Source organism: Kocuria turfanensis, from assembly GCF_001580365.1.
Lineage (GTDB): Bacteria > Actinomycetota > Actinomycetes > Actinomycetales > Micrococcaceae > Kocuria > Kocuria turfanensis.
This window is the reverse complement of sequence record NZ_CP014480.1, coordinates 2,674,001-2,696,945: the sequence shown is the minus strand read 5'-3', so window position 1 is coordinate 2,696,945 and position 22,945 is coordinate 2,674,001. Positions and strand designations below refer to the sequence as shown.

Below are 22,945 nucleotides of genomic sequence, written 5' to 3'. Positions count from 1 at the left end.
GGCCCCCGCCCCGCGGGCGCTGCTCCCGCCCGCCGGCGCCGGGGCGTCCCCAACATCCCGGCGGCCGTCGGCGGATGGCTGTGGCTGGCCGTCATCATCGTCCCGATCTACTACATCGCGATCACCAGCACGAAGCCCCGGGAGGACTACTACTCCACCAACCCCCTGGTGCCCTCGGCGCCGACGTTCACGCCGTACCTGACGGTGCTGCAGAACCAGTTCGTCCAGTACTTCCTGAACAGCGTGGTGGTGGTCGTCGGCACGGTGGCGGGGATCGTGTTCCTGTCCCTGCTGGCGTCCTACGTGATCGTGCGCAGCCGCACCGGGCTGGCCGTGTTCTCGAACCGGCTGTTCCTGCTGGGCATCGCCATCCCGATCCAGGCCACGATCATCCCGATCTACCTGATCATCGTGCAGCTGGGCCTCTACGACACCCTGGCGGCGCTGATCCTGCCCGGCATCGCCTCCGGGATCCCGATCACGGTCCTGATCCTGACCAACTTCATGCGCGACATCCCCAACGAGCTCTACGAGTCCATGACCCTCGACGGGGCCGGGGACTGGAAGGTGTTCCGCACGCTCGTGCTGCCGCTGAGCATGCCCGCCGTCACCACCGTGGGCGTCTACAACGCGCTGAACAGCTGGAACAACTTCCTCTTCCCGCTGATCCTCACCCAGAGCTCCGAGAAGCGCACCCTGCCGCTGTCCCTGTGGACCTACCAGGGGGAGTTCCAGGCGGACATCCCCGCCGTCCTGGCCGCCGTCGTCCTCTCGGCGCTGCCGATCCTCGTCCTCTACGTCTTCGGGCGCCGCCAGCTCGTCGCCGGGCTCACCGCCGGCTTCGGCAAGTGACGCGCCCACCAACCCGAAGGAACCCCATGATCTCGCCCAGCACCCCGCCCAGCACCCCGTCCGGCACCCCGGTGTGGAACGACCCGTCCCGTCCCGTCGGCGAGCGCGTCGACGCCCTCCTGCAGGAGCTCACCCTGGAGGAGAAGGCCGGCCAGCTCGGCAGCTACTGGCTGCGCCCGGACCCGGAGGAGGCGACCGGCGGGGCCGCCCCCATGGAGTCCGCCTTCGCCAACGACCGCTCCACCTTCGAGGCCGCGATCGCCCACGGGCTGGGCCACATCACCCGCGCCTTCGGCAGCGCCCCGATCTCCGCGGCGGACGGGGTGGAGCACCTGCGCACCCTGCAGCGCCAGGTCGTGGGCACCTCCCGGCTGGGCATCCCCGCGATCGCCCACGAGGAGTGCCTGACCGGCTTCACCACCCTCGGGGCCACCTGCTACCCGGCCGCGATCGCCTGGGGCGCCGCGTTCGACCCCGAGCTGGTCCGCACCATGGCCCGGCGGATCGGCGACGACATGAAGGGCGTGGGCGTCCACCTCGGCCTCTCCCCCGTGCTCGACGTCGTGCGCGACTACCGCTGGGGCCGCGTCGAGGAGACCGTCGGCGAGGACCCCTACCTCGTGGGCTGCCTGACCACCGAGTACGTGCGCGGGCTCCAGGAGGCCGGCGTGATCGCCACCCTCAAGCACTTCGCCGGCTACTCCACCTCCCGCGCCGGGCGCAACCACGCCCCCGTCTCGATCGGCCCGCGCGAGCTCCGCGACGTCGTGCTCGTGCCCTTCGAGATGGCGGTGCGGATCGGTCGGGTGGGCGCGGTGATGAACTCCTACGCGGACGTCGACGGCGTCCCGCCCGCCGCCGACCCCGAGCTGCTCACCACGCTCCTGCGGGACGAGTGGGGCTTCGAGGGCACGGTCGTCTCCGACTACTGGGCCGTCAGCTTCCTCGAGTCCATGCACCACGTCGCGACCGACCCCCGGGACGCCGGCGTGCAGTCGCTCGCGGCCGGGATGGACGTCGAGCTGCCCGAGACCAGCTGCTTCGCCGACCTCGCCGCGGCCGTGCGGGAGGGCGCCCTCGAGGAGGCGCTCCTCGACCGCGCGGTGCGCCGGGTGCTGACCCAGAAGATCCAGCTCGGCCTGCTCGACGAGGGCTTCGACCCCGGCACCGCCGGCGGGGCCGTGGACCTCGACTCCGAGGGCAACCGCCGGCTGGCCCGGCGCATGGCCGAGGAGTCCGTCGTCCTGCTGAAGAACGACGGCGTGCTGCCGCTCACCGGCGACACCGCCCGGAGGGTCGCCGTCATCGGCCCCAGCGCCGCCCAGCCCCGCTCCTTCCTGGGCTGCTACAGCTTCACCAACCACGTCCTGTCCCGGTTCGGCGAGTCCGGCACCGGCATCGAGATCACCTCGATCGTGGACGCCCTCACCGAGGAGTTCGCGGGCGGGGACACCACGTTCCGCCACGCCCTCGGCGTCGACTTCACGGACCCGGACACCAGCGGCATCGCCGAGGCGGTGGCCGCCGCCGAGGAGGCCGACCTCGCGGTCGTGACCGTGGGCGACCTCGCGGGGCTGTTCGGCACGGGCACCTCCGGCGAGGGCTGCGACGTGGTGGACCTGTCCCTGCCCGGCCGGCAGGCCGAGCTCGTCGAGGCGGTGCTGGCCACGGGCACCCCGGTGGTCCTCGTGCTCGTCACCGGCCGCCCCTACAGCCTCGGGGCGTTCGACGACCGCTGCGCCGCCGTGGTGCAGGCCTTCATGCCGGGCGAGGAGGGCGGCCACGCCGTCGCCGGGGTGCTCTCCGGTCGGGTGAACCCCTCCGGCCGGCTGCCCGTGGGCATCCCCCGGCACGTGGGCGGGCAGCCCGGCACCTACCTGACCCCCACCCTGGGCGGGTACGCGGAGGGGGTCTCCAACCTGGACCCCCGGCCGCTCTACCCGTTCGGCCACGGCATCGGCTACTCCACGTTCTCCTACGACGCCCTGGAGCTCTCCGCCACCCAGATCGGCGCCGACGGCACCGTGGACGCCGCCGTCACCGTGACCAACACGTCCGAGCGGGCCGGGCAGGAGGTCGTCCAGCTCTACCTGAGCGACCCGGTGGCCCAGGTGGTGCGGCCGGTGAAGATGCTCGTCGGCTTCGCCAAGATCGCCCTGGAGCCCGGGCAGAGCGCCCGGGTCGTCTTCCACCTGCACGCCGACCGCACCGCGTTCACCGGCCGCGCCATGCGCCGGATCGTCGAGCCGGGCGAGTTCGTCCTGCGCGCCGGGCCCTCCAGCGAGGACCTCCCCCTGGAGGACCGGTTCGTGGTCACCGGCCCGGTGCGCGACGTGGAGGACGTCGAGCGCGTCCTCACCACCCCCGTCGACGTCGAGGTCGCCGACCGCGCGCTCGCCGCCGACGCCTCCTGAGCCCGGGGCGCGGGCCGCCGCCCGGCCCGCGCCCCGCCTCCCGGACCCCCGCCCCCTGGGAAGACCGCGCACCGGCGCTCACGACCGGTCCCCTCGGTCTCCCCCCGACCTCCGTCCGAGACCCCCTGCAGTCCCCGTGCACCACCCCCCGAAAGGAACCCCCGAGATGAGCCGACGACTCCCCGTCCTGCGGATCGGCGCCGCCAGCGCCGTCGCCGCCCTGTGCCTCACCGCGGTCCCCCAGGCCGCGAGCGCCGCACCCCCCGCCACGCCGCCGGGCCTGGCCCAGCAGGACACCCTGCGCTGGAACACCCCGAAGGACTTCCGCATCGGCAGCGCGGTGGCCGGCGGCGGGCACCACACCTCGGCCGACTACCCCGAGCCCTTCCCCTCCGACCCCGAGTACCGCTCGGTGCTGGCCCGGGAGTTCAGCTCCCTGACCCCCGAGAACCAGATGAAGTGGGAGTTCATCCACCCGGAGGAGGGCGTGTACGACTTCGGCCCCGCCGACGACATCGTCGCCTTCGCCGAGGCCAACGGGCAGGTCGTGCGCGGCCACACCCTGTTCTGGCACAGCCAGAACCCCGACTGGCTCGAGAACGGGGACCACACCCCGGAGGAGCTGCGCGCCATCCTCAAGGACCACATCTACACGGTGGTCGGTCACTACGAGGGCCGGATCCAGCAGTGGGAGGTCGCCAACGAGATCTTCGACGACAGCGGGAAGCTGCGCACGGAGGACAACATCTGGCTGCGCGAGCTGGGGCCGGGGATCATCGCCGACATCTTCCGCTGGGCCCACGACGCGGACCCGAACGCCCAGCTGTTCTTCAACGACTACAACGTGGAGGGCCTCAACGCGAAGTCCGACGCCTACTACGCCCTGATCCAGGACCTGCTCGCGCAGGGCGTGCCCGTCCACGGCTTCGGGATGCAGACCCACCTCGGCCTCCAGTACGGCTTCGACGGGCGGATGCAGCAGAACCTCCAGCGCTTCGACGACCTCGGCCTGGAGACGGCCGTCACCGAGATCGACGTGCGCGGGCCGGTCGGTGCGGACGGGCAGATGAGCCCGGAGCTGCGGCAGAAGCAGGCCGACTGGTACCGCATGGCCCTCGAGGCGTGCCTGGCCGTGGAGGACTGCAACTCCTTCACCGTGTGGGGCGTGCTCGACGAGCACTCCTGGGTGCCGAACACCTTCCCCGGCTACGGGGACGCCCTGACCATGGAGGGCGACTACGAGCGCAAGCCCGCCTACGACGCCCTGCAGGAGACCCTGGTCCGGTCCCAGCCGGGCGGCGACGCGAAGTGGAAGCACCACCCCGCGTTCCGCTGACCGGATAGCACTGACCGGACGGCCCTGACCGGACCGCCCACGACGGGCCCGCTCCTCCCCGGGAGCGGGCCCGTCGCGCGTGGGCGGGAGCCTCAGCGCCGGTCGAGCCACCGGGCCGGTGCGGTCAGGATCGGTTCGAGGGCCGTGGCGGCCGCGCCGCTGAGCGCCGGGTGGGCGTCCGCCGCCGAGCGCTGGATCTCGATCGGGCCCACCTCCGCGGTCAGCGCGTGGGCCTCGACGACCTCCCGCAGCACGGGCTCCAGCTCCGCGGCGATCGGCGCGAAGTACCCGGAGAGCACCACGGTCGAGAGGTCCAGGACGTTCATCGAGTTCGCCAGCACCACCCCGAGGGGCCGCCCGATCATCTCCATCACCGCCTCCCGGCTCCGCAGCCGCTCGGCCGTGGCCGCCACGAGGTCCTCGATCCGGACGTCCTCCGGCAGCCCGGTCCGCCCGCGCAGGGCGTGGTAGCTGGCGTAGGCCTCGAGGCAGCCCCGCCGCCCGCACCGGCACAGCTCCCCGCCGGGACTGGTCGTGACGTGGCCCAGCTCCCCGGCCCAGCCGTGCTCGCCGGCGTGGATCCGTCCCTCCAGGACCACGGCGCCGCCGATCCCGGTCTCGCCGTGCAGGAACAGGAAGGACTCGCCGGGCCGGCGCAGGACCTCGGTGCGCGCCGCGAGCATGCTGTCGTTGCCGGCCGTCAGCGCGGGCCCCCGGAAGGACGGCAGCCGCCGGAGCCGCTCGACCAGCGGGACGTCCCGCCAGGCCAGGTTCGGCGCGGAGAGCACCGTGGCCCGGTCCGGGCCCAGCCGGCCGGGGACCGAGACGCAGATGCCGGCCACGGGCACGTCGGGGCGGGGGGACAGGGCGTCGTCGAGCAGCTCGGACAGCGCGGCGGCCACGTCGTCCACGGACGCCCCCGCGTACGCCCCGAACCGGGCGTCCTCGTGGAGCACCCGGCCCCCGAGGTCGGTGACGAGGCAGGCCAGGTGGTCCGCGGCGATCTCCAGCCCGACGCCCAGCACGCTGCCCCGGGCGATGCTCAGCGGGATCATCGGCCGGCCCGAGGCCCGCACGGCCGGCTGCCGCCCCTCCACCAGCAGACCGGCGTCGAGCAGCTCCTGGACCAGCTTCGAGACGGTGGGCTTGGTGAGGCCCGTGCGCTTGGCCAGCGCGGCGCGCGAGACCGGTTCCCCCGCCCCGGCCACCGCGCGCAGGACGGTGGAGAGATTGTGCTCCCGCAGGTGGCTCGACTGCACGGACGGCTCTCCTTCGCTGCTGGCGGGACCGGGCCGGGGGCGGGCGCGGTCGTGCGGCGGGAAAGAAAAAAGCGGCCGCCGGTCTGGTCCCACGGTACTCCACCACCTATAGTAAGTAACGGTAACTAACCAATCTGGGAAAGGACCCGCCATGTCCGTCACCTCACCTGCGAGCTCGCTCGCCGCCTCCGTCACCCCCTCGCCGGAGGACAGGTTCTCCTTCGGCCTGTGGACCGTCGGCTGGGCGGCCCGCGACCAGTTCGGCACGGCCTCCCGGCCGGACCTGGACCCCCTGGAGTCCGTGCGCAAGCTCGCGGAGCTCGGCGCCTGGGGCTTCACCTTCCACGACAACGACCTCATCCCCTTCGACGCCTCCGAGGCCGAGCGCGAGCGGCTGGTCGGGCGGCTGAAGCAGACGATCGACGAGACCGGCATGGTCTGCGAGATGGTCACCACCGACACCTTCGCCGAGCCGATCTTCAAGGACGGGGCCTTCACCTCCAACGACCGGCGGGTCCGCCGCTACGGCCTGCGCAAGGTGCTCCGCAACGTCGACCTCGCCGCCGAGCTCGGCGCCACCACCTTCGTGATGTGGGGCGGGCGCGAGGGCACCGAGTACGACTCCTCCAAGGACCTGTACGCCGCCCTGGACCGCTATGCGGAGGGCATCGACACCGTGGCCGGCTACATCAAGTCCCAGGGCTACGACATGCGCATCGGCCTCGAGCCCAAGCCCAACGAGCCCCGCGGCAACATCTTCCTGCCGACCATCGGGCACGCGCTGGCGTTCATCGACCGGCTGGACAACGGCGACGTGGTCGGCGTGAACCCGGAGACCGGCCACGAGCAGATGGCCACCCTGAACTACACCCACGGGCTCGCCGAGGCCCTGTGGTGCGACAAGCTGTTCCACATCGACCTCAACGGGCAGAACGGGCCGATGTACGACCAGGACCTGGTCTTCGGCCACGGCAACCTGATCAGCGCCTTCTTCACGGTCGACCTGCTCGAGAACGGCTTCCCCTCGAAGCCGGGCGCCTACCAGGGGGCCCGCCACTTCGACTACAAGCCCTCGCGCACCGAGCACCTCGACGGCGTCTGGGACTCGGCGGCCGCCAACATGCAGATGTACCTGCTGCTGAAGCAGCGCGCCGTCGCGTTCCGTCAGGACCCCGAGGTCCAGGAGGCCATGGCGCAGTCCGGCATCCTCGAGCTCGCGGAGCCGACCCTCGCGGAGGGCGAGGACCTGGCCGCCTTCCTGGCCGACCGCACCGCCTACGAGGACCTCGACCTCACCGGCCCCTCGGAGCGCAACTACGGCTTCGTGCGCCTGCACCAGCTCGCCGTCGAGCACCTCATGGGCGCCCGCGGCTGATCCGCCCGGGTGCGGCCCCTCCCCCCGCCCGGGCGCCGCGCCCCTCCCCCGGGCCGGCCCGGCGCACGTTCCCCCTGCGCCGGGCCGGCCCCTCCGGCGGCGCCGCCGCCCCGTCCCGCTCCGTTCCCGTCCCGTTCCGCTCCCGTCCCGAAGGTTCCTCATGGCACGCACCACCGTCCTGGGCATCGACTCCTCGACCCAGTCCACCAAGGCCCTCCTGGTCGACGCCGCCACCGGGGAGGTCCTCGGGCAGCGCCGGGCGTCCCACCCCGCCGGCACCGAGGTCGCCCCGCGGGCCTGGCTCGCCGCCCTCGACGACGCCGCCGGGCCGTTCCTCGACGCCGCCGCCGCCGTGGCCGTCGGAGGCCAGCAGCACGGCATGGTCGCCCTCGACGAGCACGACGCCGTGGTGCGCGACGCCCTGCTGTGGAACGACACCCGCTCGGCGCCCCAGGCCCGCGAGCTCGTCGAGGAGATGGGCGGCCCCGCCGCGTGCGCCGAGGAGCTCGGCAGCGTGCTGGTCGCCTCCATGACCTCCACCAAGCTGCGCTGGATGGCCGAGCACGAGCCGGAGCACGCCGCCCGCACGCACCGGGTGCTGCTGCCCCACGACTACCTCTCCTGGCACCTGAACGCCGAGAAGACCTCCTTCTTCACCGACCGCGGCGACGCCTCGGGCACCGGCTACTTCTCCACCCGCACGGAGCAGTGGAGCCACGACCTCGCCCGCCGGGCCCTCGGCCACGACGTGGCGCTGCCCGACCTCGCCCCGCACCCCCGGGCCGTGCTGGGCCGCACGCCCGGCGGGGCGCAGCTCGCCGCCGGCACCGGCGACAACATGGCCGCCGCCCTGGGCGTCACGCTCGGGCCCGGCGACGTCTCCCTCTCGGTCGGCACCTCCGGGGTCGCGGCCATGGTCTCCGAGACCCGCACCGCCGACCCGACCGGGCTGGTGACCGGCTTCGCCGACGCCACCGGCCGGTACCTGCCCATGGCCACGACGCTCAACGCCGCGCGGATCCTGGAGTTCGGGACCCGGATCCTCGGGGTCGACCACGCCGGGCTCTCCGCCCTGGCCCTGGCCGCCCGCCCCGGGGCCGGGGGCACCACCCTGCTGCCCTACCTCGACGGCGAGCGCACCCCCAACCGCCCCGAGGCCCGGGCCACCCTGCACGGGATGTCCTCGGCCACCTCCCGCGAGGACGTCGCCCGCGCCTGCGTGGAGGGCCTGCTCTGCTCCCTGGCCGACGGCGTGGACGCCCTCGAGCGCGCCACCGGGGTCCCCGCGCGGCGGATCGTGCTGATCGGCGGCGGCGCGCAGTCCGAGGCCGTGCGCCGGCTGGCCCCCGCCGTGCTCGGGCGGCCCGTGCTCGTGCCCGCCCCGGGCGAGTACGTGGCCCTCGGCGCGGCGCGGCAGGCCGCCTGGGCGCTCTCCGGCGCCGACGAGCCCCCGGCCTGGGCGCTGCCCGGGGTGCAGGAGTTCGCCGCGGACCCGACGCCCCAGGTCCTGGAGGCCTACCGGCTGCTGCGCGACCGGACCGGCGCCTGGTCCTAGGAACACCGGGACCGGCCGCCCGGGAGGAGTCCCGGACCACGGTCCGGGCCCGGCGCGGGCGGGCAGGGCTCGGGCGGCCGCCGAGCGCCCCGCCCGAGCCGGCCCGGAAAACCCGCGCGCCGAAATTGTTGAACAATCTGCCGGGAAGGCGCATGCTGAAGGGACCGACGTGACAAGGAGCACACCATGTCCCCCTCCGACATCGACCTCAACGCGGACTGCGGCGAGTCCCTCCACGCCTGGGCCATGGACGGCGACGAGGCCGTCCTGCGCGTGGTCAGCAGCGCCAACGTGGCCTGCGGCTTCCACGCGGGGGACCCCACGGTCGCCCGCCGCACCTGCACCGTGGCCGCCGAGCACGGGGTCACCGTGGGCGCCCAGGTCTCCTACGACGACCTCAAGGGCTTCGGCCGCCGCTTCATCGCCGTGCCCCGCGCGGAGCTGACCGACCAGCTGGTCTACCAGATCGGCGCCCTGCAGGCCCTGGCCCGCGCCTCCGGCACCGGGGTCCGCTACGTCAAGCCGCACGGGGCCCTCTACAACACGATCGTCCACCATGAGGAGCACGCCGGCGCCGTGGTCGACGCCGTGCGCGACGTCGACGAGACACTGCCCCTGCTGGTGCTGCCGGGCTCCGAGATCGAACGCCAGGCGCGCGCGGCCGGGCTGCGCACGGTCCGCGAGGCCTTCGCCGACCGCGGCTACACCCCGCAGGCCACCCTGGTCCCGCGCTCCGAGCCCGGCGCGGTGCTGCACGACCCCGAGCAGATCGCCGCGCGCGTGGTCCGGATGGCCACCGAGCACGTGGTCGAGACCGTCGACGGCTCGGTCGTGGCGGTGGACGCGGAGAGCATCTGCGTGCACGGGGACACCCCGGGCGCCCTGGCCATCGCCGAGCGCGTGCGCCGCGCCCTCGAGGAGGCCGGCCTGCGCGTCGGCAGCTTCCTGTGAGCACGCCCGCCGCGGCGCGCTCCGTCCGCCCGCTGGGACCGCAGGCCGCCGTCGTGGAGTGCGCGGACCTGCACGACGCCGTGGCCCTGCACGCCCGGCTCGCCGCCGCGGACCTCCCCGGCCTGGTGGACTGCGTGGCCGGGGCGCGGACCGTGGTGGTGCGCGCGAGCACCCCCGCCGCCCTGCGGGACGTCGTCCGCACCGCTCTGGCGGCCCCGCGCGGGAGCGAGGGGACGGGCGAGGCGAGGACCGTGACCATCGACGTGCTCTACGACGGCGAGGACCTGAAGGCGGTCGGCGAGCTCACCGGCCTGGGCGCGTCCGGGGTCGTGCGCGCCCACACCGAGCAGGAGTGGACCGCCGCCTTCGCGGGCTTCGCCCCCGGCTTCTTCTACTGCGCGGCCGAGGGCGTCCCGGACGTCCCGCGCCGGGACACCCCGCGCACCGCGGTCCCGGCGGGATCGGTGGCCCTGGCCGGCCGGTTCTCCGCGGTCTACCCCCGGCGCTCCCCGGGCGGCTGGCAGCTGATCGGCCGCACCGCGGCCCGGATGTTCGACCTGGACCGGGAGGACCCCGCGCTGCTGCGCCCCGGGGACCGCGTGCGGTACCAGCCCGTGCGCGAGCTCGTCGAGGTCGCCGCCCGCACGGCCGCGCCGGCGCCGGTCCGCGGCGCCCACCTGGTCGTGGACCGGCCCGGCCTGCAGACCCTCGTCCAGGACGGCGGCCGCCCCGGCTCGGCGGCGCTGGGGGTCTCCCCCTCCGGCGCCCTCGACGCCGCCGCCGCGGCCACCGCCAACCGGCTCGTCGGCAACCTCGCGGGGGCGGCCGTGCTGGAGAACCTGCTCGGCCGCCTCGAGCTCACCGCCCACGGGGACCACGTCCTGGCGGTCACCGGCGCCACGGCGCCCCTCGCCGTCGAGGGCCCCGCCCCCTGGCGCCCCGCCCCCGGCACGCCGTTCGCCCTGCGGGACGGCGAACGCCTGGCCGTGGGCGCCACCGTCTCGGGCGCCCGCGCCTACGTGGCGGTGCGCGGCGGCGTGGCGGTCCCGCCCGTGCTGGGCAGCCGCTCCACCGACACCCTCGCCGGGCTGGGCCCGGACCCGCTCGGCCCCGGGGACGCCGTGCCCGTCGGCCCCGCCCCGGGCACGGCCGTCCGGCCGCCCGAGCCGCTGCCCGAGCCGGCCGGCGTGCCGGAGGTGCGGGTGGTGCCGGGCCCCCGCGACGACTGGTTCCCCGCCTCCGCGGTGGAGGCGTTCTTCACCCAGGAGTGGGCGCTCGCCACCTCGTCCGACCGCGTGGGCGCCCGGCTCGACGGACAGCCGCTCGAGCGCACCCGCACCGACGAGCTGCCCAGCGAGGGCACCGTGCCGGGCTGCGTCCAGGTCCCGCCCTCGGGCCTGCCCGTCGTCCTGCTGCAGGACGCGCCCACCACCGGCGGGTACCCCGTGATCGGGGTGGTGCACCCGCAGGACCTGGCCGTGCTGGCCCAGCTGCCCCCGGGCGCCCGGCTGCGCTTCCGCCGGATCCCGGCGCCGGAGCTCGTCCCGCCCGACCCCGGGGGCGCCGCCGGGCGCCCCGAGACCGACCGTCCCGCCACCGAGAACCCTCTGGAGTAGCACCGTGCGCAAGATCCTGATCGCCAACCGCGGGGAGATCGCCGTCCGCGTCGTCCACGCCTGCGCGGAGGCGGGCCTGACCTCGGTCGCCGTCTACGCGGACCCCGACGCCGACGCCCCGCACGTCCTGCTGGCCGACGAGGCCTACGCGCTCGAGGGCGTCTCGGCCACCGAGACCTACCTGGACGCGCAGGCCGTGCTCGCCGTCGCCCAGCGGTGCGGGGCCGACGCCGTGCACCCCGGCTACGGGTTCCTCTCCGAGAACGCCGACTTCGCCCGGGCGGTGATGGACGCCGGCCTCACCTGGATCGGGCCCTCGCCCGAGACGATCGTGCTGCTGGGGGACAAGGTCGCCGCCCGGGAGATCGCCCGGCGGGCCGGCGCCCCGCTCGTGCCCGGCAGCGACGGGCCGGTCGAGTCCCCCGCGGACGCCCGGGCCTTCGCCGAGGAGCACGGGCTGCCCGTGATCGTGAAGGCCGCCCACGGCGGCGGGGGCCGCGGCATGCGGGTGGTCCGGGAGCTGGCGCAGGTCGAGGACGCCTTCGTCTCGGCCGCCCGCGAGGCGCAGAGCGCGTTCGGGCGCGGCGAGTGCTTCGTGGAACGGTTCCTGGACCGGCCGCGGCACGTCGAGGCGCAGGTCATGGCCGACGCCCACGGCCACGTCGTCGTGCTGGGGACCCGGGACTGCTCCCTGCAGCGCCGCCACCAGAAGCTCGTCGAGGAGGCTCCCGCGCCGTTCCTCACGGACGAGCAGCGGCAGCGCATCGCCGCCGCCGCCGAGGGCATCTTCCGGGAGGCCGGCTACGTGGGGGTGGGCACCGCCGAGTTCCTGGTGGCCCAGGACGGGCTGATCTCGTTCCTGGAGGTCAACACGCGCCTGCAGGTGGAGCACCCGATCACCGAGGAGGTCTACGGCGTGGACCTCGTGCGCGCCCAGCTGGCCGTCGCCGCCGGGGACCCCCTGCCGATGCTCGAGACCCCGCCGGCGCGCGGGCACGCCCTGGAGTTCCGGATCAACGCCGAGGACCCGGGCCGCGGCTTCCTGCCCTCCGGCGGGACGGTCGAGGCCGTGGACACCCCCACGGGCCCGGGGGTGCGCGTGGACTCGGGGGTGCACCGCGGCACCCGGGTGGCCACCTCCTTCGACTCGCTGCTGCTCAAGCTGGTGATCAGCGCCCCCACCCGCGAGCAGGCCCTCGTGCGGGCCCGCACCGCGCTGCGGGAGCTGCAGGTGCACGGGGTGGCCACCACGATCCCCTTCCACCGCGCGGTGCTGGACGCCCCCGCCTTCGCCGGCGGCGACGGTCTCGGGGTGTGGACCACGTGGATCGAGGAGGAGTTCGCCGACCGGCTCACCCCGGACACCGACTACGCCCGCGCGGGCGAGCAGGGACGCACCCGCCTCACCGTGGACGTGGACGGGCGGCGGATGCGCATCGGGATCCCCGACGCCCTCGCCGCCGCCCTCGGCTCCGCCCCGGCCGGGGGCGGCGCCCCCGGCCCCGTTCCCGCGGCCGACGACGGCGCCGTCACCGCACCGTTCGCGGGGACGCTCGTCTCGTGGCTGGTCGCCGAGGGGGACACCGTGGAGGCCGGCCAGGACCTCGCCGTGCTCGAGGCCATGAAGACGGAGTCCCGGCTGACCGCCCCCCGCGCCGGGACCGTCCGGGAGCTCTCGGCCGGCCCCGGGGACGCCGTGGCCGCCGACCAGGTGCTCGCCCGCCTGGACTGAGCGCCGTCATCCGCGGGCGGACCTGGTCGCCCGGCGCCCGGGTGGCCTATCGTCGACAGCACCCAGCACGTCGCCCCGCGGGGACGGCGCGGGCTCCGGCCCCGCGGCTGGGCGAGCGGCCACCCACGACTCGAAGGAGAGACGTCCCATGACCGAGACCCCCGCCGCAGGACAGAGCACGGATGTCGTCGACATCCTCACCGCCGACCACCGGGACATGCTCGAGCTGATCGGGCAGATCAAGGACGCGCCCGAGCCCGCCCGGCGCCGGGAGCTGGCCGACACCGTGATCGCCGAGGTGATGCGCCACGCCGTCGCCGAGGAGATGTACGTCTACCCCGCCGTGGAGAAGCACGTGCCCAACGGCGCGGAGGAGGTCGAGCACGACAAGCGCGAGCACGACGAGATCGTGCAGGTGATGAAGAAGCTGGAGGACACCGACGCGTCCGGGCCGGAGTTCCTGGACCTGGTCGGGGAGCTGGAGGCCCAGCTGCGCCACCACATCGACGACGAGGAGTCCGACCAGTTCCCCAAGCTGCGCGCCGGCATCCCCGCCGGCACGCTCGTGGAGCTCGGCGAGAAGGTGCAGACCGCGAAGAAGCTCGCACCGACCCGGCCGCACCCGCACGCACCGCACTCGGAGCTGTTCCACAAGACGATCGGACCGGGCGTCGGGATGGTCGACCGGCTCCGGGACAAGCTCACGGGGCGGCACACGGGCTGACCCGCCGGGCGGGCGCCGGTGCGGCGCCCGCCCGCGTCCCCCCTGTCGTGGACACGTCCGGGTTCCTACACTGGGGAGGACATGTCCGCCGAGCAGACGGGAACCGGCCATGGCGGTGCGGCGCACGAGGGTCGCCACGTGCGACCTGGGGCAGGCCGAGTCCGCGCTCCACGAGTTCTTCCCCGATCTGTCCCTGCGCGGCGCCGCGGACCGGGCCGTCCAGCTGCGCCTCGACGCCGTGACGGCGCCCCTGATCACCTGCGGCCACTCGGTGTTCACCGCGGCCGCGGTCTCCACCGTCGACACCACCGGGCAGCTGGCGGTCGGCTCCGCCTCCGGGGCGGGCTACTGGGCCGCCCACCGCGGGGAGCCCCTCCCCACGACGGCCGCGTTCCTCTATCCCCCGGGGCCGTGGCGGGCCGGGTGGACGTCCCTGGACATCTCGGCGGTCCTGCTGGACCTGCCCGCCACCGAGACCTTCGCCCAGCAGCTCACGGGCCGCCGGTTCCGGCTGGTCCCCACGGGCACGGCACCCCGCTCCGCGGCGATGCTGCGGCACTGGACCCGCGTCGAGGCCTGGTTCCGCCGGACGCTGCTGCCGGACCCGGCGACCCTCGGCAACCCGCTGCTGCACCGGGCCGCCTTCGAGTCCCTGGCCTGCGCCCTGCTGGAGACGTTCCCCACCACCTACGCCACGACGCAGCCCCGCTCCGACGGCGCCGGACCGCTCCCCGCGACGGTGCGCCGGGCCGTGGCCTTCATCGACGACAACGCGGGCCGGCCGATCGGCGTGGCCGACGTGGCCGCCGCCGCCCACCTGTCCGTCCGCGGCCTGCAGCGGGCCTTCGTGCGCGAGCTCGGCCTGACCCCGACGCAGTACCTGCGCCGCGCCCGCCTGGCCGGGGCCCGCGACGACCTGCTGGCCGCCGACCCGCTGGCCGGGACCACCGTGCGCGCCGTGGCCGCCCGCTGGGGCTTCGCCCACCCGGGCCGGTTCGCCCACGACTACCGGGCCGTCCACGGCGAGCACCCGGCGCGCACCCTGCACCGGTGAGCGCCGTGACCGCTGCGCCGCACCGTCCACCGACCCCGAGGGAGATCGCATGAGCCCGGTGTTCCGCCGCGAGGCCACGGCGACCGAGCCGGACGCCGTGACCGCCCTGTTCCACGAGATCGGGGTGCGGTTCTCCTTCGACCCGACCGTTCCGGGCTTCTCCTACCGGCAGCGCCAGGACGGCGACGGGCAGCTCACCGTCGTCGAGCTGGACCTGGGCGGGCCGTTCTCCTCCTGGGGCGACACGGACGTCTTCGGGGTCGCCGACGTGCGCGCGGCGTCCCGCTACGACTGGCGGACCAGCGACGAGAGCGGCAGCGGGCTGGGCCGGCCGGTGCTCTTCCGTCCCGGCCACCCCGCGCTGATCGTGGGCGGGGCCCTGGAGGTCACCAACGTCAACCTCGCCCCCGCGCTGCTGCAGTCGGTCGCCGAGACGGTCTACGGCACGGAGGGCCTGTCCGTGGCGTTCGGCTCCGCCGCCCCGGTGAGCCCCCGGCTGGGTCGGTACTGGACGGGCCTGGCCGGGCTGGTGCGCGACACCGTGGCCTCCGAGGCCTTCGCCGCGGACCTGGTGCGGGCGAACCTGACCCGGCACCTGGCCGTGGCGATGCTCGAGTGCTTCCCGCTGCTGGGCGACCCGGTGGAACGGACCCTGTCGATGGCCGCCCAGGCCCGCCGGTACCGCATCGCGGTGCAGTTCCTCGACGACCACGCCTCGCTGCCGATCAGCATCGACGACGCCGCCCGCGCCGCGGACACGACCACCCCCGCCCTGGTGCGGGCCTTCCGGGCGAACCACCCGCTGGGGCTCACGCCCACGCAGTACCTGCGGCGCACCCGGCTGGCGGCCGCCCACACCGACCTGCTCCGCGCCGACCCGACCGCCGGCGCCACCGTGCGGGAGATCGCCCTGCGGTGGGGCTTCGCCCACCCCGGCCGCTTCGCCGCGGCCTACCGCGCCGTCTACGGCGTCCCACCGCGGCGCACGCTCGACAGCTGACGCCGGCAGGGACACGGTCCCGCCCCGCGCCCGCAGGGCCGCGGCCGCCGCCGGGGATGTCAGGATGGTGTCCTGATGAACACCGTGGAGAACGAGTTCCTGCTGACCGCCGTCGGCCTGGCCGGGCCCGCCCCGCAGGGCGAGGCCACCTCCTGGGCCGCCGGCGTCCTGCGCCAGGGCATCATGGCCGGTCGGCTCCCCCCGGGCACCCGGCTCTCCGAGGCCCGGGTCAGCGAGGTGCTCGGGATCTCCCGCAACACCCTGCGCGAGGTGTTCACGGTGCTGGGCAACGAGAACCTGCTGCAGCGGATCCCCAACCGCGGTGTCTCGGTGGCCCGGCCGGGCCCGGACGACGTGCGCGAGATCTACCGGGTGCGGCTCGCGCTGGAGACCTCGGCGCTGCGCTGGACGGACCCCGGCCCGCAGCCCGGCCTGCACGCCGCCGTCGCGGCGGGCCGCGCCGCGCACCGGCGGGGAGACGTCGGCGGCATGGCCGACGCGAACCAGCGCTTCCACCGCACCGTGGTGGAGCTGGCCGGCTCGGTGCGGCAGAACGAGCTGATGTCCCGGATCCTGGCGGAGCTGCGGCTCGTCTTCTTCTCCATGCGCCAGGACCCGTCCTTCCACGCCCCCTACATCGAGCGCAACGCCCGGATCCTGGAGCTCTTCGAGCGGGGCTGCCGGGAGGAGGCCTCCGTGCAGATGCACCGGTACCTGGAGGACTCCCGGCACCAGCTGCTCACCGTCCTGGAGGGCCCCGGGGCGCGCTGACCGGCCCCTCAGGGCACCTGGTAGCGCCAGTTGGGCACGTCGGTGACCAGCATGTGGCCGGGAGCGTGCCCGATCGCGACCGGCACCCCGGACTCGAGCACCGCCGCCTGCGGCGTCACCCCGCAGGCCCAGAACACCGGCAGGTGTCCCGCGGGGATCTGCACGGCGTCCCCGTAGTCGGGGGCGGAGAGGTCGCGGATCCCCAGCTCCCCCGGGGCGCCCACGTGCACGGGCGCCCCGTGCACGGCGGGGTAGCGGGAGGTGATGCGCACGGCGTCGGCCACCCGGTCCGCCGGGATCGGCCGCATGGAGACCACCAGCGGGCCGGAGAGCCGGCCGGCGGGCTCGCACGGGAGGCTCGTGCGGTACATCGGGACGTTGACGCCCTGATCGATGTGGGCCACGGGGATCCCCGCCTCCTGCAGGGCGGCCTCGAACGTGAAGCTGCAGCCCAGGGCGAAGGTCACGAAGTCGTCCTGCCACACGTCGAGGACGTCCGTCCGCGTGCCCGCCGCCTCGCCCTCCCGGTAGAGGCTGTAGAGCGGGAGGTCGGTGCGGACGTCCCCGTCCCCGAGCACGGGGCCGCTGACCTCACCGGCGTCGAGCACCGCCAGGACCGGGCAGGGCTTGGGGTTGCGCTGGGCGAAGAGCAGGAGCTCGAAGGCCCAGTCCCGGGGCACGACCATGAGGTTCGCCTGGGCGAAGCCGTCGCACCACCCGGCCGTCGGGGTGACCAGTCCGCCGCGGAACAGCTCGCGGGCACGTGCGGGGAGCAGGGCGGAGCGCTCCGCGGGCCCGGCCGCGGCGCTCATGACCACAGCGCGGCGATGCCGCTGAGGGACTGGTATCCCAGGTAGATGGTGAGCAGCCAGATCACGGTGCCCAGCAGCGCCAGCCACTTCGGGTACGCGTAGCCGCCCAGCAGGTCCTGCCGGCGCCAGGCCACCCACAGCAGCACGGCGAAGCCCAGCGGGAGGATCAGCCCGTTGACCGCACCGGCCACGATGAGCAGCGTGGACGGGGCCTGGCCCAGCAGCGCGAACACCGTGGCGGAGACGACGATGAACGCGATCGTCAGGAGGTTGCGGGTGCGCGGCCTCGTGCGGGTGGTCGTGAGGAAGGACACCGAGGTGTAGGCGGCGCCGATGACCGAGGAGATGGACGCGGCCCACAGGATGATCCCGAACAGGCGCAGCCCCACCTCACCGGCCGCCGACTGGAAGGCCTGGGCGGCCAGGTTCTCCCCCGTGAGCTGCGCGCCGCCGGCGACCACGCCGAGGATCGCCAGGAACAGCAGGAAGCGCATCACGCCGGTGAGCACGATGCTCACCACGGAGCTGCGGGAGATCTGCTTGACGCTGTCCACGCCGGTGATCCCGGCGTCCACGATCCGGTGGGCGCCGGCGTAGGTGATGTAGCCGCCCACCGTGCCGCCGATCAGGGTGGTGATGACCAGGAAGCTCACGTCCTCGGGCAGCACCACGTTGCGCAGGGCCTCCCCCACCGGGGGCCGGGAGACGAACGCGACGTAGCCGGTCACCAGGATCATCACCACGCCGAGGACCACCACGATGCGGTCCAGGGCCACGCCGGCGCGCTTGCTGACGAACACGCCCACCGCGATCACGGCCGTGATGATGCCGCCCCAGGTGGCGTCCAGGCCGAGCATCGCGTTGAGGCCGAGACCGCCGCCGGCGGTGTTGCCGATGTTGAACACGAGGCCTCCGGTCGCCACCAGCGCGGCGATGAACCAGCCCAGACCGGGGAGCACCCGGTTGCCCAGTTCGTGGGCCTTGAGCCCGGAGACGCCGATGATCCGCCACACGTTCAGCTGCACGGCGATGTCGACGACGATGGAGATGACGATGGCGAACGCGAAGGCGGCGCCGAGCTGGACGGTGAAGTTGGCCGTCTGCGTGATGAAGCCGGGCCCGATGGCGCTCGTGGCCATCAGGAACAGGGCTCCCAGCAGCGCGGAGCGGTTCACGGCCCGCATGGCCGCGGGGCCGGTGACGGGCCCGTGGCCCTCGGGCGCGGACGGGGCGGGGGCGGAGCTGGACATGCGTCCTCCTCGGGACGGGTGCGACCTGCGCCGGCACGCGGCGCCGACCACCCGGGATGTGGCCGCGGTCACTTTCCCGCCAGTGTAGTGATTGTTGAACAATCTGGCCAGGGGTGGTCACGGGCCGACATCCGGGCAGCCCGGCACCCGGGGACGGGCAGGGCCCCGGCCGCGGTGTGCGGCCGGGGCCCTGCCCGTGGTGCGCCCGGCTACGCCGTGCCCACCACCAGGTCGCGGCTCTCGGCGAAGTGGCAGGCCGAGGGGTGCCCCTGGCCCCGGTCCACGAGCGGCGGCGCCTCCTCGGCGCAGACGTCCTGGGCCTTCCAGCAGCGCGTGCGGAACCGGCAGCCGGACGGCGGGTTCGCCGGGCTGGGCAGGTCGCCGCTGAGCATGATCCGCTCCCGGGACCCGCGCAGGGCCGGCTCGTGGACCGGCACGGCCGACAGCAGCGCCTGCGTGTACGGGTGCGCGGCCTGCTCGTAGATCGCGTCCCGGTCCCCGGTCTCCACCACGCTGCCGAGGTACATCACCGCCACCCGGTTGCTGAGGTGGCGCACCACGGAGAGGTCGTGGGCGATGAACAGGAAGGACAGCCCGAACTCGTCCTGCAGGTCCTGCAGCAGGTTGATCACCTGGGCCTGCACGGACACGTCGAGGGCGGAGACGGGCTCGTCGCAGATGATGACCTCCGGGCGCAGGGCCAGCGCCCGGGCGATCCCGATGCGCTGGCGCTGCCCGCCGGAGAACTGGTGGGGATACCGGTTGGCGTAGTCGGCCCGCAGGCCCACCCGCTCCAGCAGCTCCCGGACCTGGGCCCCGCGGTCCTTCCGGGCCACGGAGTTGGGGTGCACGTCCCAGGCCTCGGCCACGATGTCGCCCACCGTCATGCGCGGGTTCAGCGAGGAGTACGGGTCCTGGAAGATGATCTGGACGTTGCGGCGGTAGTCCCGCAGCTCGCGGGCGGACATCGCGGTGATGTCCCGGCCCTTGTACAGGATCTGCCCGGCCGTCGGCCGCTCCAGGCCCATGACCAGCTTGGCCACCGTCGACTTCCCGGAGCCGGACTCGCCGACCAGCCCGAGGGTCTCCCCCGGGTGCAGCGTCATGCTCACGCCGTCGACGGCGCGCACCTGCCCCACGGTCTTGCGGAACACGATCCCCTGGGTGAGCGGGAAGTGCTTGGTGAGGTCGCGCAGCTCCAGCAGCGGGGCGTCCGTCGTCGTGGGCTGTGACTCACTCATGCTCGAGCTCCTCGCTGTAGTGGCACGCGGCCGTGCGGCCGGGGACGACCTCGCGCAGGACCGGGACGTCCGCCGCGCAGTCCTTGCCCGGGGCCGCCGCCCGCCCGAACCGGGCCAGGGGGCACCGCGGGTGGAAGGCGCAGCCGCTGGGCACGGCGGAGAGGTCGGGCGGGGTCCCGGTCACCGGGTGCAGCCGGTCGCCGTGGGACTCGAGGCTGGGCATCGACGCCATCAGCCCCTGGGTGTACGGGTGCAGCGGCTTGGCCAGGACCTCGTCCACCGTGCCGTTCTCCACGATGCTCCCGGCGTACATCACGGCCACCCGGTCGGCGACCTCGTTGACCACGCCGAGGTCGTGGGTGATGAGGATCATCCCCATCCCGGTCTCTTGCTGCAGCTCGCCGAGCAGGTCCATGATCTGGGCCTGCACGGTCACGTCGAGCGCCGTGGTCGGCTCGTCCGCGATCAGGATGTCCGGGTCCAGGGCGATCGCCATGGCGATCATGACCCGCTGGCGCATGCCCCCGGAGAACTGGTGCGGATAGGCGTCCACGCGCTCGCGGGCCGCGGGGATGCCCACGCGCTCCATGAGCTCGATGGCCTTCTCGCGGGCCTCGCCGCGGGACGCCCTGCGGTGGGCGCGGAACAGCTCGCCGATCTGGTGCCCCACCGTGAAGACGGGGTTGAGGGCGGACAGCGCGTCCTGGAAGACCATGGCGATCCCCGGGCCGCGGACCGCCCGCTGCTCCTTGCGGCTCATCGCCAGCAGGTCGTCGCCGCGGAAGCGGATCTCTCCGCTGGTGATCCGCGCGGGCGGGATGTCGAGGATGCCCATCACGGCCTGGGCGCTGACGCTCTTGCCCGAGCCGGACTCGCCCACGACGGCGAGGGTCTCCCCGGCGCGGACGGAGTAGCTGATGCCGTTGACGGCGTTGACGGTGCGGCGGCGGGAGCGGAACTCCACCGCGAGGTCGTCGACCTCGAGGACGGGCGGCTCCGCGGGCGCGGAGGCCGCCGGGGACGGGGCGGGTGCGGGGTGGGAGGGTGTCATCGGCGCAGTTTCGGGTCGAGGGCGTCGCGCAGCGCATCCCCCATGAGGATGAACGCGAGCACGGTCAGGGACAGGAAGAGCGAGGGGAACAGGATCAGGTGCGGGGCGTCCCGGAGCCTGTTCTGCGCCGCGTTGATCTGCAGGCCCCAGGAGATCTCGGGCAGCTGCAGGCCGACGCCCAGGAAGGTCAGCGTCGCCTCGGAGGCGATGATCGTTCCCACGGCGATCGTGGAGTACACGAGCACGGGCGCCATCGCGTTGGGCAGGATGTGCTTGGTGATGATCCGGCCGGTGCCCGCGCCCAGCGCCCGCGCCGCCTGGACGTAGTCGGCCTCCTTGACGCCGATCACGTTGGAGCGGACCAGGCGCATCGCCGTCATCCAGCCGAACGCGATCAGGGCGAGGGAGACCTCCAGTACTCCTCGTTCGGGCAGCACGGACAGCAGGATGATGGCGCCCAGGATGAGCGGCAGCCCGTAGAAGATGTCCGTGACCCGGGCCAGCACCGAGTCGATCCAGCCGCCGTAGTAGCCGGCCAGCGCTCCCACCACCACGCCGATCACCAGGGTGCCGAGCACGGCCAGGAAGCCGATGGACAGCGAGACCCGGGCGCCGTGGACCACGTTGGCGTAGTAGTCGCAGCCCTGCACGTCGTAGCCGAAGGGCGCGCCCGCCTGCGGCGCGCCCCCGGAGCGGGAGAGGCTGCACTCCCGCGGGTCCACGGAGGTGAAGACCTGCGGGGCGACCGCCATCAGCGCGAAGACGAGGAACAGCAGCGCCCCCACGATGAAGAACGGGTTGCGGCGCAGCTGCCGCCAGGCGTCGCGCCACAGGCCGGCCTGCTCGATGTCGCCGCCGGCGGCCGCGGAGGCGATCTCCTCGGCGCGGTCGTCGACGCGGTCCGAGAAGGACTCGCGGTGCACGCCCTGCTCGTGCGTGGGCTCCTCGAGAATTTCCGTGCGGGACTCATTCATAGCGGATCCTCGGGTCGAGGGCGGCGTAGAGGACGTCGACCACCAGGTTGAAGAAGATGTAGAAGAACACGAACAGGGTCACGATCCCGACGACGACGGCGCCCTCCTGCCGCAGCACCGCGTCGTAGACCGCCCGGCCCAGACCGGGGATGTTGAACACCGACTCGGTGACGATGGCCCCGCCCAGCAGCGCGCCGAGGTCGGCGCCGATGAAGGTGACCACCGGGATGAGGCTGTTGCGCAGCGCGTGCTTGCCGACCACGGTGGTCTCGCTCAGGCCCTTGGCCCGTGCGGTGCGCACGTAGTCGCTCTGCAGGTTCTCCGCGAGGCTCGTGCGGGTCAGCCGCGCCACGTAGGCCAGGGACAGGGCCGCGAGCACCAGCCCGGGGAGGATGTAGCTGTACCAGCCGTCCGTGAGGCCGGCGATCGGGAACCAGCCGAGCCGCACGCCGAAGACGTACTGGGCCAGGAAGCCGAGGACGAACACCGGGATGGACACCACGACCGTGGTCGAGACGAGCACCAGGTTGTCGAAGAACGAGCCGCGGCGCAGGCCCGCCAGGACGCCGGCGAGGATGCCGATGAGGATCTCGAAGCCGACGGCCACGAGGGCCAGCCGGATCGTCACGGGCAGCCGGTCGAGGATGGTGGTCAGGACGGGCCGGCCCGAGAAGTCGGTGCCGAAGTCCCCCTGCACCAGGCCGGCCAGGTATTTCACGTATTGGATCAGCAGCGGGTCGTCGAGGTTGTACTCGGCGCGCAGCTGCGCCTGCACCGCTGCCGAGAGCGGGCGGTCCCCGCCCAGCGCTCGGATGGGATCGCCCGGCAGCGCGTAGACCATGGCGAAGATGAGCAGGGATGCGCCCAGCAGCACCGGGATGGTCAGCAGCAGACGACGGAGGACGTACCGCCCCATGGGTCTCCTTGGTTGTGTGCGGAGGGGTGCGCGAGGGTGTCGCGCGGGTGGTGCGCGAGGGT

The 22,945-nt window shown here is 74.1% G+C and carries 19 protein-coding genes; 12 read left to right on the top strand and 7 right to left on the bottom strand.

Annotation, left to right across the window (positions count from 1 at the left end; all coding sequences use genetic code 11):
- The 3 genes from AYX06_RS12400 to AYX06_RS12390 form a co-directional block, all read left to right on the top strand.
- A partial coding sequence (locus AYX06_RS12400; RefSeq protein WP_407927932.1) for a carbohydrate ABC transporter permease occupies positions 1–852 on the top strand: 852 nt, incomplete at its 5' end.
- A gap of 26 nt (positions 853–878) precedes the next feature.
- Entirely contained in the window at positions 879–3,266 is a 2,388-nt protein-coding gene (locus AYX06_RS12395) for a glycoside hydrolase family 3 N-terminal domain-containing protein (RefSeq protein ID WP_062736031.1), read from the top strand.
- Between the two features lie 166 nt (positions 3,267–3,432).
- On the top strand, positions 3,433–4,602 hold the full coding sequence (locus tag AYX06_RS12390; protein WP_062736030.1) for an endo-1,4-beta-xylanase: 1,170 nt from the start codon (positions 3,433–3,435) through the stop codon (positions 4,600–4,602).
- A gap of 92 nt (positions 4,603–4,694) precedes the next feature.
- On the opposite strand, the gene AYX06_RS12385 is transcribed toward AYX06_RS12390, so the two are convergent.
- Positions 4,695–5,861 carry an ROK family transcriptional regulator gene (locus AYX06_RS12385; RefSeq protein WP_062736029.1) on the bottom strand — a complete coding sequence of 389 codons (1,167 nt, stop codon included), beginning with the start codon at positions 5,859–5,861 and terminating at the stop codon, positions 4,695–4,697.
- 151 nt (positions 5,862–6,012) lie between these two features.
- Between AYX06_RS12385 and xylA the strand changes: the two genes are divergently transcribed.
- From xylA to AYX06_RS12340, 9 genes are all read left to right on the top strand, one after another.
- Positions 6,013–7,236, top strand: a complete 1,224-nt coding sequence (xylA, locus tag AYX06_RS12380) for a xylose isomerase (protein ID WP_062736028.1) — start codon at positions 6,013–6,015, stop codon at positions 7,234–7,236.
- 160 nt (positions 7,237–7,396) lie between these two features.
- Entirely contained in the window at positions 7,397–8,791 is a 1,395-nt protein-coding gene (xylB, locus tag AYX06_RS12375) for a xylulokinase (protein ID WP_062736027.1), read from the top strand.
- Between the two features lie 186 nt (positions 8,792–8,977).
- A complete protein-coding gene (locus tag AYX06_RS12370; protein ID WP_062736026.1) occupies positions 8,978–9,742 on the top strand; it encodes a LamB/YcsF family protein in 765 nt (254 codons plus the stop codon).
- Positions 9,739–11,358 carry a 5-oxoprolinase subunit B/C family protein gene (locus AYX06_RS12365; protein ID WP_062736025.1) on the top strand — a complete coding sequence of 540 codons (1,620 nt, stop codon included), beginning with the start codon at positions 9,739–9,741 and terminating at the stop codon, positions 11,356–11,358. Before AYX06_RS12370 ends, AYX06_RS12365 begins: the two co-directional genes overlap by 4 nt.
- A gap of 4 nt (positions 11,359–11,362) precedes the next feature.
- On the top strand, positions 11,363–13,090 hold the full coding sequence (locus AYX06_RS12360; RefSeq protein ID WP_062736024.1) for an acetyl/propionyl/methylcrotonyl-CoA carboxylase subunit alpha: 1,728 nt from the start codon (positions 11,363–11,365) through the stop codon (positions 13,088–13,090).
- Positions 13,091–13,238: 148 nt separating this feature from the next.
- Positions 13,239–13,814, top strand: a complete 576-nt coding sequence (locus AYX06_RS12355) for a hemerythrin domain-containing protein (RefSeq protein ID WP_062736023.1) — start codon at positions 13,239–13,241, stop codon at positions 13,812–13,814.
- A 109-nt stretch (positions 13,815–13,923) separates the two neighbouring features.
- Positions 13,924–14,868 carry a helix-turn-helix transcriptional regulator gene (locus AYX06_RS12350; protein ID WP_062736022.1) on the top strand — a complete coding sequence of 315 codons (945 nt, stop codon included), beginning with the start codon at positions 13,924–13,926 and terminating at the stop codon, positions 14,866–14,868.
- Between the two features lie 49 nt (positions 14,869–14,917).
- Positions 14,918–15,868, top strand: a complete 951-nt coding sequence (locus tag AYX06_RS12345) for a helix-turn-helix transcriptional regulator (RefSeq protein WP_062736021.1) — start codon at positions 14,918–14,920, stop codon at positions 15,866–15,868.
- A 75-nt stretch (positions 15,869–15,943) separates the two neighbouring features.
- Positions 15,944–16,639, top strand: coding sequence for a GntR family transcriptional regulator (locus AYX06_RS12340; RefSeq protein ID WP_062736020.1), 696 nt, complete (start codon positions 15,944–15,946; stop codon positions 16,637–16,639).
- Between the two features lie 8 nt (positions 16,640–16,647).
- On the opposite strand, the gene AYX06_RS12335 is transcribed toward AYX06_RS12340, so the two are convergent.
- From AYX06_RS12335 to AYX06_RS12310, 6 genes are all read right to left on the bottom strand, one after another.
- Positions 16,648–17,451: a putative hydro-lyase gene (locus tag AYX06_RS12335; protein ID WP_062736019.1), complete on the bottom strand. Its 804-nt coding sequence runs from the start codon at positions 17,449–17,451 to the stop codon at positions 16,648–16,650.
- Complete coding sequence (locus AYX06_RS12330) at positions 17,448–18,701, bottom strand: NRAMP family divalent metal transporter (protein WP_371860078.1); 1,254 nt, start codon at positions 18,699–18,701, stop codon at positions 17,448–17,450. The genes AYX06_RS12335 and AYX06_RS12330 overlap by 4 nt, the downstream gene beginning before the upstream one ends.
- A 209-nt stretch (positions 18,702–18,910) precedes the next feature.
- The gene (locus AYX06_RS12325) at positions 18,911–19,942 is read right to left on the bottom strand and encodes an ABC transporter ATP-binding protein (protein ID WP_062736018.1); all 1,032 of its coding nucleotides are present in this window, start codon (positions 19,940–19,942) and stop codon (positions 18,911–18,913) included.
- Positions 19,935–20,993, bottom strand: a complete 1,059-nt coding sequence (locus tag AYX06_RS12320; RefSeq protein WP_062736017.1) for an ABC transporter ATP-binding protein — start codon at positions 20,991–20,993, stop codon at positions 19,935–19,937. The genes AYX06_RS12325 and AYX06_RS12320 overlap by 8 nt, the downstream gene beginning before the upstream one ends.
- Positions 20,990–21,967 (bottom strand): ABC transporter permease, encoded by a 978-nt coding sequence (locus AYX06_RS12315; RefSeq protein ID WP_084271612.1) that lies wholly within the window; start codon positions 21,965–21,967, stop codon positions 20,990–20,992. The genes AYX06_RS12320 and AYX06_RS12315 overlap by 4 nt, the downstream gene beginning before the upstream one ends.
- Positions 21,960–22,883, bottom strand: coding sequence for an ABC transporter permease (locus AYX06_RS12310; RefSeq protein ID WP_062736016.1), 924 nt, complete (start codon positions 22,881–22,883; stop codon positions 21,960–21,962). The genes AYX06_RS12315 and AYX06_RS12310 overlap by 8 nt, the downstream gene beginning before the upstream one ends.
- Between the last annotated feature and the right edge of the window lie 62 nt (positions 22,884–22,945).

Coding starts and splice junctions, on each gene's coding strand:
- AYX06_RS12315 (WP_084271612.1), bottom strand. CDS start 21,967: ATGAATGAGTCCCGCACGGAAATTCTCGAGGAGCCCACGCACGAGCAG.
- AYX06_RS12310 (WP_062736016.1), bottom strand. CDS start 22,883: ATGGGGCGGTACGTCCTCCGTCGTCTGCTGCTGACCATCCCGGTGCTG.
- AYX06_RS12330 (WP_371860078.1), bottom strand. CDS start 18,701: ATGTCCAGCTCCGCCCCCGCCCCGTCCGCGCCCGAGGGCCACGGGCCC.
- AYX06_RS12390 (WP_062736030.1), top strand. CDS start 3,433: ATGAGCCGACGACTCCCCGTCCTGCGGATCGGCGCCGCCAGCGCCGTC.
- AYX06_RS12345 (WP_062736021.1), top strand. CDS start 14,918: ATGAGCCCGGTGTTCCGCCGCGAGGCCACGGCGACCGAGCCGGACGCC.
- AYX06_RS12340 (WP_062736020.1), top strand. CDS start 15,944: ATGAACACCGTGGAGAACGAGTTCCTGCTGACCGCCGTCGGCCTGGCC.
- AYX06_RS12370 (WP_062736026.1), top strand. CDS start 8,978: ATGTCCCCCTCCGACATCGACCTCAACGCGGACTGCGGCGAGTCCCTC.
- AYX06_RS12355 (WP_062736023.1), top strand. CDS start 13,239: ATGACCGAGACCCCCGCCGCAGGACAGAGCACGGATGTCGTCGACATC.
- AYX06_RS12335 (WP_062736019.1), bottom strand. CDS start 17,451: ATGAGCGCCGCGGCCGGGCCCGCGGAGCGCTCCGCCCTGCTCCCCGCA.
- AYX06_RS12395 (WP_062736031.1), top strand. CDS start 879: ATGATCTCGCCCAGCACCCCGCCCAGCACCCCGTCCGGCACCCCGGTG.
- xylB (WP_062736027.1), top strand. CDS start 7,397: ATGGCACGCACCACCGTCCTGGGCATCGACTCCTCGACCCAGTCCACC.
- AYX06_RS12320 (WP_062736017.1), bottom strand. CDS start 20,993: ATGACACCCTCCCACCCCGCACCCGCCCCGTCCCCGGCGGCCTCCGCG.
- AYX06_RS12325 (WP_062736018.1), bottom strand. CDS start 19,942: ATGAGTGAGTCACAGCCCACGACGACGGACGCCCCGCTGCTGGAGCTG.
- AYX06_RS12350 (WP_062736022.1), top strand. CDS start 13,924: ATGGCGGTGCGGCGCACGAGGGTCGCCACGTGCGACCTGGGGCAGGCC.
- xylA (WP_062736028.1), top strand. CDS start 6,013: ATGTCCGTCACCTCACCTGCGAGCTCGCTCGCCGCCTCCGTCACCCCC.